Consider the following 17,794-nt stretch of genomic DNA (forward strand, 5'->3'; position numbering starts at 1 on the left):
CCCCCCCCCCCCGCCCCCCCCCCCCCCCCCCCCCCCCCCCCCCCCCCCCCCCCCCCCCGGAGCCGGATCTGCGGCGCGACGGTGTGGGTCTCGCGCTGATCGGCCTCGGCATCCTGGTTGCTGCTCGGTTCTGGTTCCTGCTGCCCGGCCCGGTCGGGGGAGGGATCGAGGTGGCCGTTGCCACCGTCTTCGGCGGGCTCAGCTTCACGGTTCCGTTGTTGGCCTTTGCCATGGCGTGGCGAACGCTGCGGCATCCGGAGAACAACGGCAGGGCCGGCCGTCAGGCAGTCGGCTGGAGCTCCTTCCTGCTGGGTCTGCTCGGACTGCTCAACATCGCTTACGGGCTGCCGCGCCCCGGCGAGCCGGACCGGCTGCGGGAGGCCGGCGGAATGCTCGGCTACATCTCGTCGAGCCTGCTGGCTGACCTGCTGACCGTCTGGGTGGCCGTCCCGCTGCTGGTGCTGCTGACGCTCTTCGGCGTCGTCGTGATCGTCGGCGTCCCGCTCTACGAGATTGCTGATCGCTTCCGCGATGCCCGCCTGGCTGCTGCGGAGCGCAGAGCCAGTCGTCCCCGCGGGGACATCGAGTACGGCGTCGACGAAGCCTACGACACCCCCCTCGTCACGGGTGGGACGGATCAGGGGGCCACGGAGGTCTTCGACGTGGAAGCCGTGGAGGAGCGCGAGGGCAAGGGACGAACTGCAAAGGGCTCCAAGGCGCCCGTCACGGCTGGTATGCCCGCAGACAAGGCAGCCGCCGTTCCCGTAGAGAAGACCGAGGAGAGCGGCAAGGCGGCCACCTTTGAGGTCGCCACACAGCTGGAAGCCCCCAACCACAGCCCCATGCCGCAGCGGGTTGAGCAGCTGACCCTCTCGGGGGACGTGCAGTACGTGCTGCCCGACGCAAGCGCCCTCAAGCCAGGCAGCGTGCCCAAGGCACGTTCGGAGGCCTCCGACCAGATCGTCGGCCGACTGAGCGAGGTCCTCGACCAGTTCGAGATCGATGCCCAGGTCACCGGCTACACCCGGGGCCCGACCGTGACCCGCTATGAGGTGGAGCTCGGCAATGCGGTGAAGGTGGAGAAGGTCACCGCCTTGAGCAAGAACATCGCCTACGCGGTTGCCTCGCCTGATGTGCGCATCCTGTCGCCCATCCCTGGTAAGAGCGCGATCGGCATCGAGATCCCGAACCTCGACAAGGAGGTGGTGAGCCTGGGCGACGTGCTGCGTTCCAACAAGGCTCGCAATGACCACCACCCGATGGTCGTTGGCCTGGGCAAGGACGTCGAGGGCGGGTTCGTCATCGCCAACATGGCCAAGATGCCTCATCTGCTGGTGGCCGGTGCCACCGGCTCGGGCAAGTCCTCCTTCGTGAACTCACTGATCACGTCGATCATGATGCGCGCCACGCCCGACGAGGTCCGGCTGCTCCTGGTCGATCCCAAGCGCGTCGAGCTGAACCAGTACGAGGGAATTCCCCATCTGGTCACGCCCATCATCACCAGCCCCAAGAAGGCCGCGGAGGCCCTCCAATGGGTGGTGAAGGAAATGGACATGCGCTACGACGACCTGGCTGCCTTCGGCTTCCGCCACGTCGACGACTTCAACAAGGCGGTCCGCGCCGGTCAGGTGAAGGTGCCGGAGGGCAGTGAGCGGGTCCTGGCGCCGTATCCCTACCTGCTCGTGGTGGTCGACGAGCTGGCCGACCTGATGATGGTCGCTCCTCGAGACGTCGAGGACTCGATCGTGCGCATCACGCAGTTGGCGCGAGCCGCCGGAATCCACTTGGTGTTGGCCACCCAGCGCCCGTCGACCGATGTCGTCACTGGTCTGATCAAGGCCAATGTGCCTTCGCGGCTGGCCTTCGCCACCAGCTCCATGACCGACTCCCGCGTGATCCTGGACCAGCCGGGCGCGGAGAAGCTCGTGGGCCAGGGTGACGGCCTCTTCCTGCCGATGGGCGCAGGCAAGCCCATCCGTGTCCAGGGCTCCTGGGTCACCGAGGCCGAAGTACGCACGGTGGTGGCACACGTCACCGAGCAGCTCAAGCCCCAGTACCGCGAGGACGTCACGGCAGCGGCCGAGTCCAGCAAGAAGGTCGCCGAGGACATTGGCGACGATCTGGAGCTGGTGCTCGATGCCGCCCGTCTGGTGGTTGAGCTGCAGCTGGGCTCCACCTCGATGCTCCAGCGCAAGCTGCGCGTTGGCTTCGCCAAGGCGGGCCGGCTCATGGACATCCTGGAGACTCGCGGGATCGTTGGTCCTTCCGAAGGCTCCAAGCCGCGCGAGGTACTGGTGCAACCCGACGACCTCGAGGAGGTCCTGGCGAACCTCGCTGCGGGCTGAGGCGGAGCCCCTCCGCAACTGGCCCTGACCCGGACGCCGTGGCTGCCTCACGCAGCCGCGGCGTCCTCGTCATCCAGGCGGACGATGCCGGTGGGCGTTGCCAGGTAGCAGCCCAGGTCGACCACTCCCTGCTCCTCGCAGGCGAGTCTGAGCGCACTGCGCCACTGCCGGTCCCAGTGCGCCTGCACCACCATGCCGCGTCGTCCGATGGCCAGGGCGAGACCGCACCCGGGGGCGGCCTCCCTGGCCGCCGCGACGATGGCATTGACGGTCTGGTGTTGTTCGAAGGCATCGCACCCGACGGGCAGGTTGTCCACCTGGAGAGGTTGCAGCAGGCGCAGCTCGTCGTCGGTGACGAGAGCGAGCAATGCGCCCCGGTCCCTGTCTCGCACGCGCAGGAAGAGGTCGATCACGCCGGCTGCGAGGGCGTCATCGTCAAGGGAGAGTGCTGGCCAGTCCTCTGGCAGTTCGTCGAAGTTCATACCAGCCATTCGACCTCGGCCACGGTGACTGGCCAAGGTGTCCAAGGTCACCTGTGGATGGATCCTCGAAATGGACGATTCTGTGCACAATCCCAGCACGGCGATAATGGGTGCATCATGACTGACACCTTCAAGGTGAGCCTCTCTGCTCCCCAACCCCTGACCTCCGTCCATCTGGTGAGCCTTGGCTGTGCTCGCAACGAGACCGATTCGGAGGAGCTCGCGGCTCGACTGGAGGCGGGTGGCTTCCGGCTGGTCGACGACCCCGAGGCTGCCGATGCCGTCATGGTGAACACCTGCGGCTTCATCGAGCAGGCCAAGAAGGATTCGGTCGACTCACTCCTGGCTGCTGCCGACCTCAAGGAGGACGGCAGTGTGAAGGCCGTGGTGGCGGTGGGGTGCATGGCCGAGCGCTACGGCAAGGACCTGGCCGAGGCGCTTCCCGAGGCAGACGCCGTCCTGGGTTTCGACGACTACGGCGACATCTCGGATCGTCTCAACGCCATCCTGAACGGCGACAAACTGATCTCGCACGTACCGCGGGACCGGCGCGAGCTGCTGCCCGTCACACCGGTCAAGCGACGAGAGGCCTCCTCTGACGTCTCCGTGCCGGGCCATGCGGATCTGCCCGAGGGAATTGCCCCCGCGACGGGCCCACGGGTCCTGCGGCGCCGGTTGGGCAACAGCCCCAGTGCGCCGCTCAAGCTGGCCTCCGGCTGTGACCGTCGCTGCGCCTTCTGTGCCATCCCGTCATTCCGGGGCTCCTATCTCTCCCGCCCGGCGGCCGACGTGGTGGAGGAGGCTCGCTGGTTGGCCGACCACGGGGTCCGGGAACTCTTCCTGGTGAGCGAGAACACCTCCAGCTACGGCAAGGACCTGGGCGATCTGCGCAGCTTGGAGAAGTTGCTGGGTGATCTCTCGACGATCGCCGGGATTGACTGGATCAGGGTCAGCTATCTCCAGCCTGCGGAGCTGCGGCCGTCGCTGGTGCAGGCCATGGCGAGCACGGAGAAGGTGGTGCCGTACTTCGACATCAGCTTCCAGCACGCGTCAGCGGCGGTCCTGCGCCGGATGCGACGGTTCGGTGACCCGGACAGCTTCTTGGCGCTGCTGGAGCAGGTGCGTTCGCTGGCACCCACCGCAGGCATCCGTTCCAATGTCATCGCCGGTTTCCCCGGTGAGACTGAACAGGATGTCCAGATCCTCAAGGACTTCCTGCAGGCCGCCCGCCTGGATGTGGTGGGTGTCTTTGGCTACTCCGACGAGGAGGGCACCGAGGCTGAGGGCCTGGACGGTCACATCGACACGGAGGAAGTGGAGGCTCGCCGCGGGGAGTTGGCCGACCTTGCGGCCGAACTGTGCGACCAGCGTGCCGAGGAGCGCATCGGGGAGCGCGTGCAGGTGCTGGTGGAACAGGTCTCCTCCGAGGATGAAGACGGGGTCGTCGGCCGTGCCCAGCACCAGGGGCCGGAAGTCGACGGAACGACTCGCCTGCTGGACTGCGAGGTCGCGGTGGGCAGTTTGGTCGACGCAGTGGTGGTTGGCAGTGAGGGCATCGACCTGGTGGCGCGTGTCCAGTCCTGACCACGGGACAGCCGATAGGCTGGTCGAACACCTCCCACCCCCGGAAAGCAGCTGGGCCATGACGAGCAGCTGTGGAAGAACGGAGAACAATGAGTGCCGAGTCCAAGGCCCCAAGCCAGTGGAATGTCCCCAATGTGCTGACGGGTGTCCGGATGGCCCTGGTGCCGGTCTTTGCCTGGATGCTGCTCAGTCATCCTCACGAGAATGACTGGCGCTGGTACACGACCCTCGTCTTCTGCATCGCGATCGCGACGGACTTCGTCGACGGAAAGATCGCGCGCAAGTACAACCTGGTCACGAATTTCGGCAAGCTCTGGGATCCCATCGCGGACAAGGCGCTCACCGGGATGGCCTTCATCGGGCTCAGCATCCTGGACGAATTGCCCTGGTGGGTGACGATCATCATCCTGGTCCGGGAGTGGGGGATCACCATTCTCCGCTGGGGAATCATGAAGTACGGGGTGATGGCCGCAAACCGCGGAGGGAAGCTCAAGACCTTCATGCAGTCCCTGGCGCTGATCCTCTACCTGCTCTGGCTGCCGCAACTGCCCACGGCGGTGCAGTGGTTGGCCTGGGCCCTGATGGCCGCCGCCTTCATCCTCACAGTGGTGACCGGTCTGGACTACCTGCGGGAGGCAGCGAAGATGCGACGCGAGGCCTTGACGCGTTGGGCCGCCGAGGGACATCCCGGGCGCCCGTGACGACGACGGGCGATCTGGAAATGCCGGCCCCGTGGGGGCGGCTGGTTGCCGAAGCTGGCGAACTGCTCGGTGAACTCGAGCGGCGGGGCCTGACACTCGGAACGTGCGAGTCGCTGACCGGTGGGGGGTTGGCAGCAGCCATCACCTCCGTTCCGGGAGCGTCAAAGGTCTTCCGCGGTGCCCTGGTCACCTATGCCAGTGACTTGAAGTGTTCGCTTGCGGGCGTGTCGGCGCGCCAGGTGGCCGAATTGGGAGTGGTCAACGAGGCGACGGTGGCGGCCATGGCGACTGGTGCCCAGAAGCGGTTGCAGGCGGACATGGCCCTTGCCTGCAGCGGGGTCGCGGGACCGGCATGGCAGGACGGTCAGCCGCCGGGCACGGTCTGGGTGGCCGTGGCTGGCCCCGGTCAGGGACCGATCAGGGTGGAATGCCTCCGTTTGGGTGGTGGACGTGCCGAAATTCGATGCGATACTGGTCGTGCGCTGATCCGCATGGCGCGTGATCTCATCGGGGAATTCCCCGTGTGATCGCGTGCGGCTGCGCCGCTTGACCTAGACCCGCCCCGTCCAGTCTCCAGCCGCACGGCCTTGCCATGGCCGAAAGCTGAGCATCAGCTGAACCAAGCACTTTGGAGCGGAATCGACAGTCCAAGCTGTCTGTTGAATAACTGGAGCCCCAGTGGTTGGGGCCTGGAGAGGCTGGAGGCCGCGTGAAGCCCGTACTGCTCCGAGAGCTGCTTGGTGAGACTCTGCGCGAACAGCGCTTTGCCCAGGGGCGGACGCTCCGTGAGGTCTCCATGGCCGGACGGGTGAGTCTGGGATACCTGTCCGAGGTCGAGCGTGGGCAGAAGGAGGCATCCAGCGAGCTGCTGGCCTCGATCTGCCAGGCGCTCGAACTCCCCATGTCCTCGGTCCTGGCCACTGTCAGCAACAAGTTGGCACTGGCTGAGGGTCAGAAGGTGACCACCGCGGCTTGAGCATGATCTCCAGCGCACAGCTGGCACCCGAGCATCACTGGGCCGGATCGATCTGACGATCCGGCCCAGTGTCGTTGCCGGCCTCGCGCCAGTGCAGTCAACGCGCCAGCACGTCGGCCTATCGCGGGGCGTGTCAGGTTCCGGCGCCCCCGGAGACGACCCGCACGTCGACGCCGTGGTCGCGGATACGTTGCAGCTCGTTGCGATCCGCGGCCCCATCCGTGACCAGGACGTCCACCTCGTCCATGGTCGCCAATCTGGCCAGGGTCACCCGGCCGATCTTCGACCCGTCGGTCACTGCGATCACCTTCTGGGCCCGCTCGATCATCGTGTGGTTCGTGTTCGCCTCGATCTCGTCGTGAGTGGTCAGGCCGCCCTCGAGGCTGATCCCGTCGCAGCCCACGATCGCTGTTCCGACGTTGATCTGTCGGAAGGTGGCCTCGGCCAGCGTGCCGACCAGTTCGAGCGAGTTTGGTCGGAGGATTCCCCCGGCGATCAGGACCCTCGACTGCCCCTGCGCGGCGGCCTCCAGCGCCAGTCCGACCGAATTGGTGATGATCGTGAGGTCATGACGGTGGTGGAGAGCGCGGAGCACTTCCGTGGTGGTGGTACCTCCGGTGAGCGCGATGGCGTGCCGGCCTTCGGGCAACATCTGGAGCACTTCCTGCGCGATGGCCTGTTTCGCAGCCCGGTGGCGACCATCGCGGAGGTTCACGGGCAGTTCTCGAGTGGCCGAGCCCAGAGCCTGCACCCCGCCATGGGTTCGGGTCAGCAGGCCCTGATTGGCAAGGGAGGCGACGTCGCGCCTGATGGTGGCCGGGGATGCACCGAGTTGCTGGGCGAGCTCGCTCAGTTGCAAGTGCCCCTGCTCTGCCAGAGCGGACAGAATGGCCACCATCCGCTCAGAGCGTTTGGCGGAGTGCGCGTGATCGGTGCTCATGCTGTCCTCCACGACGATCGCCCAGTCGGCTGACCCAGCGAAATGAGCATTCGCTCATCGGAGGTGATCATACTGCCGGTGGTTCCGACACTGGACGCCGCCGTCGAGCACCTCAGGTCAGCCCAGACCGGAACCGCGTCGCAGTCTGAAGCCCTGAGGCGTCATCACGAAACCCGCATCCGTGAGCTCCTTGCCCAGCTCCCGTTGCTGGAGTGCTGGTGTCTGGTTGATCCGATCAATCGTCAAGGGCTCCAGGCTCCCGTCCTGAACGGCGCGTGCCAGGCAACGAAGCGCTTTGCGGAGTTCGTCACCGGACGAGGACGTCCCGTCGGACTGCGTGAAGGTGACCATCGTGCGCACACCGCGCTCGAGATAGAGCTGTGGTTGGCCGTCATGCAGCACGACGAGGGCGCCTGCCTTGCGCGTGGGGCGGTGGCCGTCGCTCGACGGCCAGGGCAGCGATGCCCCGAACGGATTCGCCGGATCACACGCCGCCAGCAGGAGCGTCGAGGTCGTGTTGCTCTCGCGCAGCCGGTCGACCGCCCCGGGCAGGGCGAACTGGGCGGCGCCAAGGCCCTCCACGAAGTAGCCCCGTCGCACGGCACCGCTGGTCTCCATCGTCATCAGGGCGCGGTAGGTCTCCGAGAAGTTCCGGCCGAAGGACTCGGTCAGGACACTGCCACGCGTCAACACCCCATAGCGCGCGAGCTGGTAGTCGATCTCGGCCAGCCGGACTTCCGTGGGTTCCGCGAGCGAGGGGCGCACGATTGACCAGCGACCCGGCAGGGTGGCGCCGGGCGTGCGCTGACTGGCCAGTCGAGCCTGTCTCAGGGCGCTGCGCCGGGAAGGGCGCGGCTGCGGGCGGTGTTTCAGGGCACCACGCGTGCTGGACGCCCGCAGGCCCGCCAGGCTGTCGCACGTGACAAGGCCCGCCCATACGAGTTCCCACAGGGCGTCGTGAACTGCGGTCCGGTCTGTCTCCTCGGGAAGCAGGTCACTGGAGCGCCAGGCGCCCCCGCCGGTCAGGGCCTCGAGCAACTCGCCGGCCCGAGGACTGAGTTCCGGTCCGTGCTGCGTGGCAGCGTCCTGTGGATCCGGGGCCAGGACGCAGTCCGAGGGCCACAGGCGAATCCAGCCGTCCGTGCGACCGAGCGCGCCGGCACCCGTCCAGACGACATCTCCATTCGTGATCAGCTCGTCGAGCATGCTCGGTTGGTAGTCGGCAACACGCGCAGGCAGAATCAACGAGTCAACCATCGAGACAGGGACCGGATAGCCAGCCAGCAGCTCCACCGCAGCCGCCACAGCCTCGATGCCGTGGCCGGGTGATGTGAGCTCGTGCCAGTCTGCGAGGAATCGGCTGAACTGGCGTGGATCCACAGCCTCCACACTGGCGCGCAGCCGTGCCAGTGTCCTGCGACGGACGATCCCCAGGATTTGTTGCCCCATGTGCTCCGGGCCTCTGGCCGAGGAGCCATTGGGGTCACTCACCACCAGTCTTCCCCGGGCAACCTGTCGATCGAGGGCACGAGCGACCGTGGATCCGGGTAGTCCAAAACGGACGACGAGGTCCTCGCTGCGCATGACGGGGTGGCTCTGGCTCCATCTGGTTGCCAGACGATCAATGGCGTCGTCGGTCGTCAGCGTCTCGGCGGGTGTGGCGATGCCCGCGGGAACCGGAATGCCAAGGGCGTCGCGCAGGATTGCGAAGTCGTCGGCGACCGCGAACATCTCTTTTCCTCCGATGTGGCATCGCCCCACCCGCCCGCTGGCAAGAAGCTCCTCGAGCCACTCGGAGGGATCGCTCGTACAGCGTTGTGCGCACTCCTCAGCCGTCAGGGGGCCGATGGTTCGCAGCATGTCCCACAGTGGCTCTGGGCCGTGGCTCTTGCGGTCGTCCACGAGGTGCTGCAACTCCAAGGTGAGCTCCTCGATGACGTCGGGGGCGAGCACCTGACGTGCGCCCTCCCGTCCCAAGAGTTCCGCCAGCATCGTCGGGTCGAGGCTCAGCGCGGCCAACTTGCGCTCGGCCAAGGGCTGGTCGCCGTCGTAGATGAACTCGCCCACATATCCGAACAGGAGGCTGCGCGCGCGAGGCGATGGTTGATCCGTCTCCACCTCCACCAGCCGGATCCGACGGGACGCGATCCCGGTCAACAGCTCGGTCACCGCCGGGAGGTCGAAGACATCCTCCAGACACTCGCGCATCGTCTCCAGAATGATGGGGAAGTCCGCATGCTGGCTCGCGACGGACAACAGCTGTGCCGACCGCATTCTCTGCTGCCACAGGGGCGATCGACGGCTGGGGTCGCGGCGGGGAAGGAGCAGGGCGCGGGCGGCGCATTCGCGGAAGCGGGAGGCGAACAGGGCGGAACCGAAGACCTGCTGTGTCACAAGCTCTTCGATGTCTGCCGGATCCACCACGATCAGGTCTGCGCCCGGCGGGGCGTTGTCGATGTCAGGGATGCGCAGGACAATGCCGTCATTGCTGGCAGTGGCCTGGGCTTCGACGCCATGTCGCTCCCGGGCCCTGGCCTCGATGACGAGGGCCCACGGTTGCAGCACCGCGCGCCCGGCGCTGGAGTGGACGCAGACCCGCCAGTCGCCGAGTTCGTCGCGAAAACGCTCCACCACGATCGTCGATGCGTCGGGCACCACTCCCGTGGCTCGTTCCTGTTCGGTGAGATGGGTCATCAGGTTCCACCGCGCCGAGGAATCGAGCCCCAACAGCTCGGGGCCAGCGCTGTCCTTGGACCTGGCCAAATCACCAGCGAACCTGCCGATCGCCTCACCCAGTTCGGCGGGGCGGCGGGGCTGGTCGCCATGCCAGAAGGGGAGTCGGCCCGGTTGGCCCGGTGCTGGCGTGACCAGCACCTGGTTGGGGGTGATCTCGTGGATTCGCCAGGCGCTGGTACCCAGGGTGAAGACATCCCCGACCCGTGATTCGTAGACCATCTCCTCGTCCAGCTCGCCCACACGCCGCCCCGCTTCATGCTTGCCGCTGGCGGACCCTTCGCCCACCAGGAAGACGCCGAAGAGGCCACGATCCGGGATGGTTCCACCAGAGGTGGTCACGAGGCGGCGAGCGCCGGGCCTGCCCTGCAGGGTGCCGTTGACCCGGTCCCAGACCAGCCTCGGGCGCAATTCTGCGAAATCCTCGCTGGGGTATCGGCCGCTCAGCATGTCCAGAACGCCTTCCCATGCCGAATCAGGCAAGGTGCGGAAGGGGGAACTGCGACGAACCAGGGCCAGCGCTTCCTCAATCCTCCAGACCCGGTCGACGCACATGCTGACCAGGTGTTGGGCCAGCACGTCCAGGGGATTTCGCACCAGGCGCACGTGCTCGATCAGCCCGGTGCGCATGCGATCCACCACCGTAGTGGCCTCCAGCAGGTCCTGTCGGTGCGTCGGGAGGACCACGCCACGACTGGTGGCGCCCACCTGGTGTCCCGCCCGACCGATGCGCTGCAGACCACTGGCCACAGATGGGGGAGCAGAAACCTGGATGACGAGGTCCACCGCACCCATGTCAATGCCGAGCTCCAGGGAACTGGTGGCCACCACACAGGGGAGCGTGCCGGCCTTGAGTTCCGCCTCGATCAGCGTGCGCCGATCTTTGCTGACGGATCCGTGGTGCGCCCGGGCGATGACCGGTGAGATGCTGTCATCCACACCACTGCTCTGACCGGACTGGGCCATCATCTGCGCCGGTGGGCGCGATCCCGGGGCAGGATCTCCGGCACCGTCGCCGCCCGTTCTGGCCGCATGGAGCTCGTTGAGGTGGGCGGTGAGTCGTTCCGCGACGCGACGGGAGTTCACGAAGCAGATGGTGGAGCGGTGCTGATCCACCAGCTCCAGGATTCGATGTTCGAGAAAGGGCCAGATGGAGTTGGAGACCGTGGCCTCGTCATCATCGGGCGAACTGCCAGGAGGGTTGCTGAGTTCCGTCATGTCCTCCACTGGAACCTCGACCGTCAGCTCCCACGACTTCTCGCTCGGCGGATCCACGATCGTCACGGGGCGATCTCCCGCGAGAAAGGCAGCAACCTGCTCGGCGGGCCGGACGGTTGCCGAGAGACCGATGCGCTGCGCCTCCCGCCAGTCGGCGTCTTCACCCTGACGCGGGGCGCGGAGGGCATCCACACGCTCCAGGCTGAGCGCGAGGTGGGCGCCGCGTTTGGTGCCCGCGAGCGCGTGGACCTCGTCGACGATGATGGTGTCCACTTCGTCGAGCATCTGTCCGGCCTGACTCGAGAGCATCAGGAAGAGGGATTCCGGGGTGGTGATCAGGATGTCGGGTGGGTTGTTCTGGAGCCGCCGGCGTTCCGCTGGGGGCGTGTCACCCGATCGAACTCCCACCCGGATCTGGGGCCCGGTCTGTCCCAGCCTCGCGGCAGCCAGCTCGATCCCGCGCAGCGGAGCGCGCAGATTGCGTTCCACATCGGCAGCCAGGGCCTTCAGCGGAGAGATGTACAGGACTTTCACCTTGCCAGTCGGCTGCTGGCTGGCGAGGCGGTCGATCGAGTGGAGAAAGGCAGCGAGGGTCTTGCCTGATCCGGTGGGGGCGATGACCAGGCAGTTCTGACCCGTGGAGATGGTCCGCCAGGCGGCTTCCTGGGCTGCGGTGGGGGCCTCGAAGACCGACTCGAACCACGTGCGCGTCACGGATCCGAAGACGGACAGCGAGGACCCGTCGCTCTGCAGATGTGGCATGCAGTCATTCTGGCGCGTCCCTCTGACACTTCTGGCCGGGGGAGTCCCACCGCCTCGGGCTCGGCCGCGTCCCGTGTTGGAGCCTGACGGGCACGGCTGGCGGACTATCGTGGGGGCAATGAGCGAGACTGAACTCTGGCGCCGGATGGGGCGCCACCTGCCGCCCGGACGCCTGGAGGTGTGGTCGGAGACCATCGCTCTGCGGGAACTCGACGGACTGACCGTGCGGGAGGCCCTCGACGCGGGTGTCCCGGTGCTGCGCATCTGGCGAGCCGTCTGGAGCATGTTGGAGCTGCCCGACGAACTGCGGTGAGGTGTCCGCCTGGAAGCCGCTTACAGGTTGATTGAATCGAACGAGTGTTCTACTCTGGTGGTGTGATGGCAGCTGGGGCCGGCTCATGTCCGGCCCCCTCAGTTCTCCACAGGCCAGGTTTTCCACAGTCCCGGTCATGGCATGAATTTTTGTCAGAGGCGATTCCTAGAGTCTCTGGTGTTGGTTCGACGACAAAGTCTCGACCGGGCAGGACCCGGGCAAGGAAGGAAGGCCGTCATGGCTGTTGCAGATCGTCAGAAGGCCCTGGAGGCTGCACTCGCCCAGATCGAGAAGCAGCACGGCAAGGGCACCGTCATGCGGTTGGGGGAGGAGACCCGCCTGCCCATCGCATTCATCCCCACCGGCTCCGTCTCGCTCGACATCGCCCTGGGGATCGGTGGGCTGCCGCGCGGCAGGATCGTGGAGATCTACGGTCCCGAGTCCAGCGGCAAGACCACGGTGGCACTGCATGCCATCGCCAATGCCCAGCGTGAGGGCGGCATCTGCGCCTTCATTGACGCGGAGCACGCTCTCGATCCCGACTATGCCCAGAAGTTGGGAGTCGACACGGACGCGCTGTTGGTCAGCCAGCCTGACAATGGTGAGCAAGCGCTGGAGATTGCTGACATGCTGGTTCGCTCCGGAGCGCTGGCGCTGATCGTCATCGACTCGGTTGCAGCGCTGACGCCTCGCGCCGAGATCGAGGGCGAGATGGGTGACAGTCATGTGGGTCTGCAGGCTCGCCTGATGAGCCAGGCCCTGCGAAAGATGACCGGTGCGCTCAGCCAGGCCGGAACCACCGCCATCTTCATCAACCAGCTCCGCGAGAAGATCGGTGTCATGTTCGGTTCGCCGGAGACCACCACGGGCGGCAAGGCCCTGAAGTTCTACTCGTCCGTGCGTCTGGACGTGCGTCGCATCGAGACACTGAAGGACGGCACGGAGCCGGTGGGCAACCGCACTCGTGTGAAGGTTGTCAAGAACAAGGTGGCCCCGCCCTTCAAGCAGGCGGAGTTCGACATTCTCTACGGCCAGGGAATCAGCCGTGAGGGCAGTCTGATCGACATGGGTGTCGAGCATGGGGTGATCCGCAAGGCAGGTGCCTGGTTCACCTATGGCACCGACCAGCTGGGGCAGGGCAAGGAGAATGCCCGCAACTTCCTCAAGAACAATCCTGAAGTGGCGGCAGAGATCGAGGGCAAGATCCTGGCGGCGCTCGGGATGGGCGAGAATTCAGCCGAGGAAGCGGTGCCGGAAGGCGTCGATCCCGTCACTGGCGAAGTTGCCTTCTGAGGGTGACATTCCAGCAACGTCGCCGTCGGCCTGCGGAGGAAGCCCCTTCGCAGGCCCACGGGCCGGACGCGAACCCGATGGATGTTGCGCGGGAGATGGCGCTGCGCATCCTGACCCTGCGGGACCATTCGCGCCAGGAACTGGGCGACAAGCTCTTGGCAAAGGGCGTCCCCGAGGATGTGTGCGGGGAGATGCTCGACCGCTTTGAAGACGTGGGCTTGCTCAACGATCAGAATTTTGCGGAGCAATGGACCAGATCCCGGCGGAACAGTCGAAAGTTGTCCCGCATGGCGGTGCGCCGAGAACTTCAAACCAAGGGCGTCGACCGTGACGTGATTGACCAAACTCTCGAGGGAATCGGGCACGACGACGAAGTGCAGTTGGCCACGGAACTGGCCCAGAAGAAGTGGCGACAGGTGAAGTCGCTGCCGCGCGAAGTGGCCTATCGCAGACTCGCTGGTGCGCTCGCTCGAAAGGGTTACTCGTCCGCAGTCGTGGGGCAGGTTGTCCGGGATGTGATGGATGAGGGATCGGACGACTCGCTCGGAGACGAGTTCGAATGAATGACCTTGCACGTGGGTGACCTTGCACGCTGGCGAGGGCGGCAATAGCCTCGCAGGTGGAGAAGCGCTTCACTTCGACTGGTGATCGGGCCCGACAGGGTCCGACAGTTCCTTTCCTGCCCACCGCCGGTGAGCAGGACGATATGACTCGGTCCCGAACCGTACCCCCGGGTCACTTGCCCGGGGCAGTCTCGGGCAACCCGTCGCCTTGACGTCGCCTTCCACCGACAAGGAGGAAAGATGACCTGGCTCTGGATTGGGCTTGCCCTGGTGGGGCTTCTGATGATCGTGGTCCTGGGGCTGCTGGTGCAGCTCCTGCGGCGGACTTCGCAGAGCGATTCGTCGCAGGCTGTCATGGCGGCGAACCTGCATGACGAACAACACCGGCGTGAGCTCGCCGAACGGGACGAACGGCATCGAGCTGCGCTTGCAGAGCGAGAGGATCTGCACCGGGCCGAACTGCTGATGCGCGACGAGAGGCACGAGGCGACCGTTGCAGGTCTGCGAGAAGCGGTTGAACGGTTGCAGAACCAAGCGGCAGAGGGGGATCGTGAACTGCGTGCCCTGGGGCGGGAACGCAGCCAGCTGGAGGAGCAGCTCTCAGCAGACCGAGCGCGGCATGACAGCGTCCTGGCCCAGCAGCGCCTGGAGCAGGAGGAGACCCGTCGGCAGTTCCAGGATGCCCAGCACGTCGCCGAACTCGCAGAGGGCCAACTTCAGCAGGAGCGGGAGGAACTCGCTCAGCTTCGCGCGACGCTCGACACGCGCGAAGTGCGGCTCGGCGAACGAGAACAGCGGCTCCTGGCAGAGAGCCAGAGCCTCGAGGCCCGGTCCACCCAGCTGGTCGAGCTACGCGCCCAGGCCCAGGAATGGCAGGACAGGGCACAGGAGGAGCTGGTGGAGGCTCGCCGGGAACGTGAGATGGGCGGTGTGCAACTGCAGACAAAACTGGAGAGGGTCGCCGGTCTCGACGTGGCACAGGCGCGAGCCGAGATGATGGCCCGGGTCGAGCACGAGTCGCGTCTGGAGGCGACAGCACTCGCGCGCGACATCGAGCAGACAGCTCGTCGCGACGCGGAGGCGCGTGCCCGCGGCATCATCGTCACTGCCATCCAGCGTCTGGCGGCTGAACAGACCTCCGAATCAGTGGTCAGCACCCTCGACCTGCCCAGTGACGAGATGAAGGGCCGCATCATCGGGCGCGAGGGCCGCAACATCCGCCATTTCGAGCAGGTCACCGGTGTCAATGTGATGATTGACGACACGCCGGGATCGGTGCTGCTGAGCTGTTTTGACCCGGTTCGCAGGGAGATCGCCCGCATCACGCTGGCGGAGCTGGTCGCCGATGGGCGAATCCACCCCGCGCGCATCGAAGAGGTTCACGAGCGCTCACGTCAGCGGATCGAGGACAAGATCCTCCGCGCTGCCGAGGATGCCCTGGCCGAGGTGGGGATCTCTGACCTCGATCCCGCGCTCCTTCCGATCGTTGGGGCCTTGCGTTACCGCACCAGCTACGGCCAGAACGTGCTGCGACACCTGGTTGAATGCGCCCACATCGCCGGCATGATGGCCGCCGAGCTGGGGCTCGATGTGGCCGTCTGCAAGAGGGCTGCCTTCCTGCACGACATCGGCAAGGCGCTGACCCATGAGGTGGAGGGCACCCATGCCATGGTGGGGGCGGAGCTCGCCCGCCGCCACGGTGAGAGCCCGGACATCGTGCACGCCATTGAAGCCCACCACAATGAGGTGGAACCCAGCACCGTGGAGGCCGTCCTCACCCAAGCGGCCGACGCGATCTCCGGTTCCAGACCGGGAGCTCGACGAGAATCGCTTGAAGCCTATGTGCAGCGCCTCGACCGGTTGGAGGAGATCGCCGCCGCCCATGAGGGAGTGGACAAGGTCTTCGCCATGCAGGCTGGGCGTGAGGTTCGCGTCATGGTGAGCCCGGACCACGTCGATGACAATGCTTCGCATGCCCTGGCCCGCGACATCGCGCACGAGATCCAGGAGGAACTCACCTATCCCGGCCAGATTCGTGTGACCGTGGTTCGGGAATCCAGGGCCACCGAAGTCGCCCACTGAGCGCCCCCAGCACGGGAACAGTGGTGCGCCTGGTCCCGTTGCCTCACGGACCCGTCATCAAGCCTGCAGGTTCGCCAGGAAGTCCCTTGCCCTGGGCGTGCGGGGCGACGCGAAGAAGTCCTCGGGGGCGCCCTCCTCGAGGATCTTCCCGTCGGCGAGGAAGACGATGCGGTCCGCCGCGCGACGGGCAAAGGACATTTCATGGGTGACGGCCACCATCGTCATTCCCTCCGCCGCGAGGCCGAGCATCACGTCCAAGACCTCGTGCACCATCTCCGGATCCAGAGCGCTGGTCGGCTCGTCGAGCAGCATCAACTTGGGCTCCATGGCCAGCGCTCGAGCGATGGCGACCCGCTGTTGCTGACCGCCGGAGATCTCTGAGGGCATCCGGTCTGCCAGAGCGACGAGTCCCACGCGGTCCAGATGCGCGAGAGCCTCCTCTCTGGCCTGCTCTGGCGATAGTCCGCGCACCCTGACCGGGGCCAGGGTGACGTTCTGGAGCACGGACAGGTCGGGAAACAGGTTGAAGGTCTGGAAGACCATGCCGATGGAGGTCCGGACCCGGGCCAGCCCGGCCGAATCGTGGGGGAGAGGTTCGCCGTCGATCAGGATCTGACCACCCTGAATCGGCTCAAGCCCATTGATCGTTCGCACCAGGGTGGACTTGCCGGAACCGGATGGTCCGAGCAACACGACCACCTCACCCGGGGTGATGTCCAGATCGATCCCGTCCAGCACCCGGGTTGGCCCGAAGGACTTGCTCACCCCGCGCAACTGGACCACGGGCTGATTCGTGGTCCTCCCGCCGGCTTCGAGGGAAGCGAATTCCTCGGGATCTGGCTGCTCACTCATCGTCGCCGCCCTCACCATGTGCCTCGTCCCGCAGGCCCCAGGAACAGTGCGCTACTTGACCGGGTGCCAGGTGCACCAGGTCGGCGTGGGTGGGGCCGGGGTTGAAGGCATCTGGTCCGCAGGTCATCGGCTCCACGGCCACGCTGCGGCCGTCGCCCGGCGTGTAGAGCTGGAGCCAGGGCATCGCCTGGTCACCCCACAGGACGGTGCATCGTCGTCTGCCTGACAGTCTGACCTCCCAACGGCCGTCAACCTGCACGGGCTCGGTGAATGCCGTGTCCAGGCGAACGCCCGCCAGCAGCGGTCCTTCTCGCAGGTCTGCGACGCTGCCCTCGACGCTGCGCAGCGCAACGGGCAGCAGCCGCTGGTCCACGGTCAGCAACTGCTCGAAGGGAACCTGCAAGGTGCAGTCATCCAGATTCTCCTCCGGCGCCTGCAGATAGGGGTGCGCCCCGTAACCGAAGGGCACCGTCACGTCGCCCACATTGTTCGCCACAACATCCACCCGCAGCCCTGTCTGGTCGAGGCTGTGCGTCACCAACAACTCCACCACGCCGGGCCAGCCCGGTTGCGGGTGCAGCAGGTAGCGCTGGGTGATGCTGGCGTCATCCTGGGCGACCGTGGTCCACGGCACCCAGCAGACCAAACCGTGGATCGCGTTGTGCCGTTCCGGCTCGCTGAGTGGGAGCTGCAGCTGGACCCCCTCGTGTACCCAACGGCCGTCCCGGACCCGATTGGGCCACGGCATGAGGTGCTGGCCCTGACAGCCCAACGGGGAATGTGTCACGTCGAAGGTGGTGATGATGGGGCGACCGTCCACCTCATAGCTGCGCAGCGTGGCGCCGAGTTCGGTGACGACGGCACGCTGGTTCCCGTGGACGAGCTCATGCTGGATTCCCGTGGGCGACAGTGCCATGGTTCTGCTCCTGGTGTGGACGGCTGGAGTGGAG

14 protein-coding genes are annotated in these 17,794 nt (G+C 66.3%); 9 read left to right on the forward strand and 5 right to left on the reverse strand.

The window, feature by feature from the left end; genetic code table 11:
- The first annotated feature begins 68 nt into the window (after nt 1-68).
- A complete protein-coding gene (locus ACTQ49_RS00005; protein ID WP_441826032.1) occupies nt 69-2,345 on the forward strand; it encodes a DNA translocase FtsK 4TM domain-containing protein in 2,277 nt (758 codons plus the stop codon).
- Between the two features lie 47 nt (nt 2,346-2,392).
- Here the strand turns inward: ACTQ49_RS00005 and ACTQ49_RS00010 are convergent, their stop codons facing one another.
- Nucleotides 2,393-2,827, reverse strand: coding sequence for a hypothetical protein (locus ACTQ49_RS00010; protein ID WP_441825794.1), 435 nt, complete (start codon nt 2,825-2,827; stop codon nt 2,393-2,395).
- A gap of 117 nt (nt 2,828-2,944) precedes the next feature.
- Between ACTQ49_RS00010 and rimO the strand changes: the two genes are divergently transcribed.
- From rimO to ACTQ49_RS00030, 4 genes are all read left to right on the forward strand, one after another.
- Nucleotides 2,945-4,411: a 30S ribosomal protein S12 methylthiotransferase RimO gene (gene rimO, locus ACTQ49_RS00015; RefSeq protein ID WP_441825795.1), complete on the forward strand. Its 1,467-nt coding sequence runs from the start codon at nt 2,945-2,947 to the stop codon at nt 4,409-4,411.
- A gap of 89 nt (nt 4,412-4,500) precedes the next feature.
- Nucleotides 4,501-5,112 (forward strand): CDP-diacylglycerol--glycerol-3-phosphate 3-phosphatidyltransferase, encoded by a 612-nt coding sequence (pgsA, locus tag ACTQ49_RS00020; RefSeq protein WP_441825796.1) that lies wholly within the window; start codon nt 4,501-4,503, stop codon nt 5,110-5,112.
- A 20-nt stretch (nt 5,113-5,132) separates the two neighbouring features.
- On the forward strand, nt 5,133-5,639 hold the full coding sequence (locus ACTQ49_RS00025) for a CinA family protein (RefSeq protein WP_441826033.1): 507 nt from the start codon (nt 5,133-5,135) through the stop codon (nt 5,637-5,639).
- A 182-nt stretch (nt 5,640-5,821) separates the two neighbouring features.
- A complete protein-coding gene (locus ACTQ49_RS00030; RefSeq protein WP_441825797.1) occupies nt 5,822-6,088 on the forward strand; it encodes a helix-turn-helix domain-containing protein in 267 nt (88 codons plus the stop codon).
- Between the two features lie 133 nt (nt 6,089-6,221).
- On the opposite strand, the gene ACTQ49_RS00035 is transcribed toward ACTQ49_RS00030, so the two are convergent.
- Together ACTQ49_RS00035 and ACTQ49_RS00040 are read right to left on the reverse strand one after the other, a co-directional pair.
- The gene (locus tag ACTQ49_RS00035; RefSeq protein WP_441826034.1) at nt 6,222-6,986 is read right to left on the reverse strand and encodes a DeoR/GlpR family DNA-binding transcription regulator; all 765 of its coding nucleotides are present in this window, start codon (nt 6,984-6,986) and stop codon (nt 6,222-6,224) included.
- 159 nt (nt 6,987-7,145) lie between these two features.
- Nucleotides 7,146-11,741, reverse strand: a complete 4,596-nt coding sequence (locus ACTQ49_RS00040) for a DEAD/DEAH box helicase (RefSeq protein ID WP_441825798.1) — start codon at nt 11,739-11,741, stop codon at nt 7,146-7,148.
- Between the two features lie 118 nt (nt 11,742-11,859).
- Between ACTQ49_RS00040 and ACTQ49_RS00045 the strand changes: the two genes are divergently transcribed.
- The 4 genes from ACTQ49_RS00045 to rny all read left to right on the forward strand — a co-directional run bounded on the left by ACTQ49_RS00045 (nt 11,860) and on the right by rny (nt 15,992).
- Nucleotides 11,860-12,054 carry a DUF3046 domain-containing protein gene (locus tag ACTQ49_RS00045; protein WP_441825799.1) on the forward strand — a complete coding sequence of 65 codons (195 nt, stop codon included), beginning with the start codon at nt 11,860-11,862 and terminating at the stop codon, nt 12,052-12,054.
- Between the two features lie 237 nt (nt 12,055-12,291).
- Entirely contained in the window at nt 12,292-13,347 is a 1,056-nt protein-coding gene (gene recA, locus ACTQ49_RS00050; protein ID WP_441825800.1) for a recombinase RecA, read from the forward strand.
- 2 nt (nt 13,348-13,349) lie between these two features.
- Nucleotides 13,350-13,910: a regulatory protein RecX gene (locus ACTQ49_RS00055; protein ID WP_441825801.1), complete on the forward strand. Its 561-nt coding sequence runs from the start codon at nt 13,350-13,352 to the stop codon at nt 13,908-13,910.
- Between the two features lie 240 nt (nt 13,911-14,150).
- Nucleotides 14,151-15,992 carry a ribonuclease Y gene (gene rny / locus ACTQ49_RS00060; protein ID WP_441825802.1) on the forward strand — a complete coding sequence of 614 codons (1,842 nt, stop codon included), beginning with the start codon at nt 14,151-14,153 and terminating at the stop codon, nt 15,990-15,992.
- Between the two features lie 57 nt (nt 15,993-16,049).
- On the opposite strand, the gene ACTQ49_RS00065 is transcribed toward rny, so the two are convergent.
- Both ACTQ49_RS00065 and ACTQ49_RS00070 read right to left on the reverse strand, forming a co-directional pair.
- Nucleotides 16,050-16,844 (reverse strand): amino acid ABC transporter ATP-binding protein, encoded by a 795-nt coding sequence (locus ACTQ49_RS00065; RefSeq protein WP_441825803.1) that lies wholly within the window; start codon nt 16,842-16,844, stop codon nt 16,050-16,052.
- The gene (locus ACTQ49_RS00070) at nt 16,837-17,760 is read right to left on the reverse strand and encodes an aldose 1-epimerase family protein (RefSeq protein WP_441825804.1); all 924 of its coding nucleotides are present in this window, start codon (nt 17,758-17,760) and stop codon (nt 16,837-16,839) included. The genes ACTQ49_RS00065 and ACTQ49_RS00070 overlap by 8 nt, the downstream gene beginning before the upstream one ends.
- Nucleotides 17,761-17,794 lie beyond the last annotated feature (34 nt).

Source organism: Luteococcus sp. Sow4_B9 (assembly GCF_052116585.1).
Lineage (GTDB): Bacteria > Actinomycetota > Actinomycetes > Propionibacteriales > Propionibacteriaceae > Luteococcus.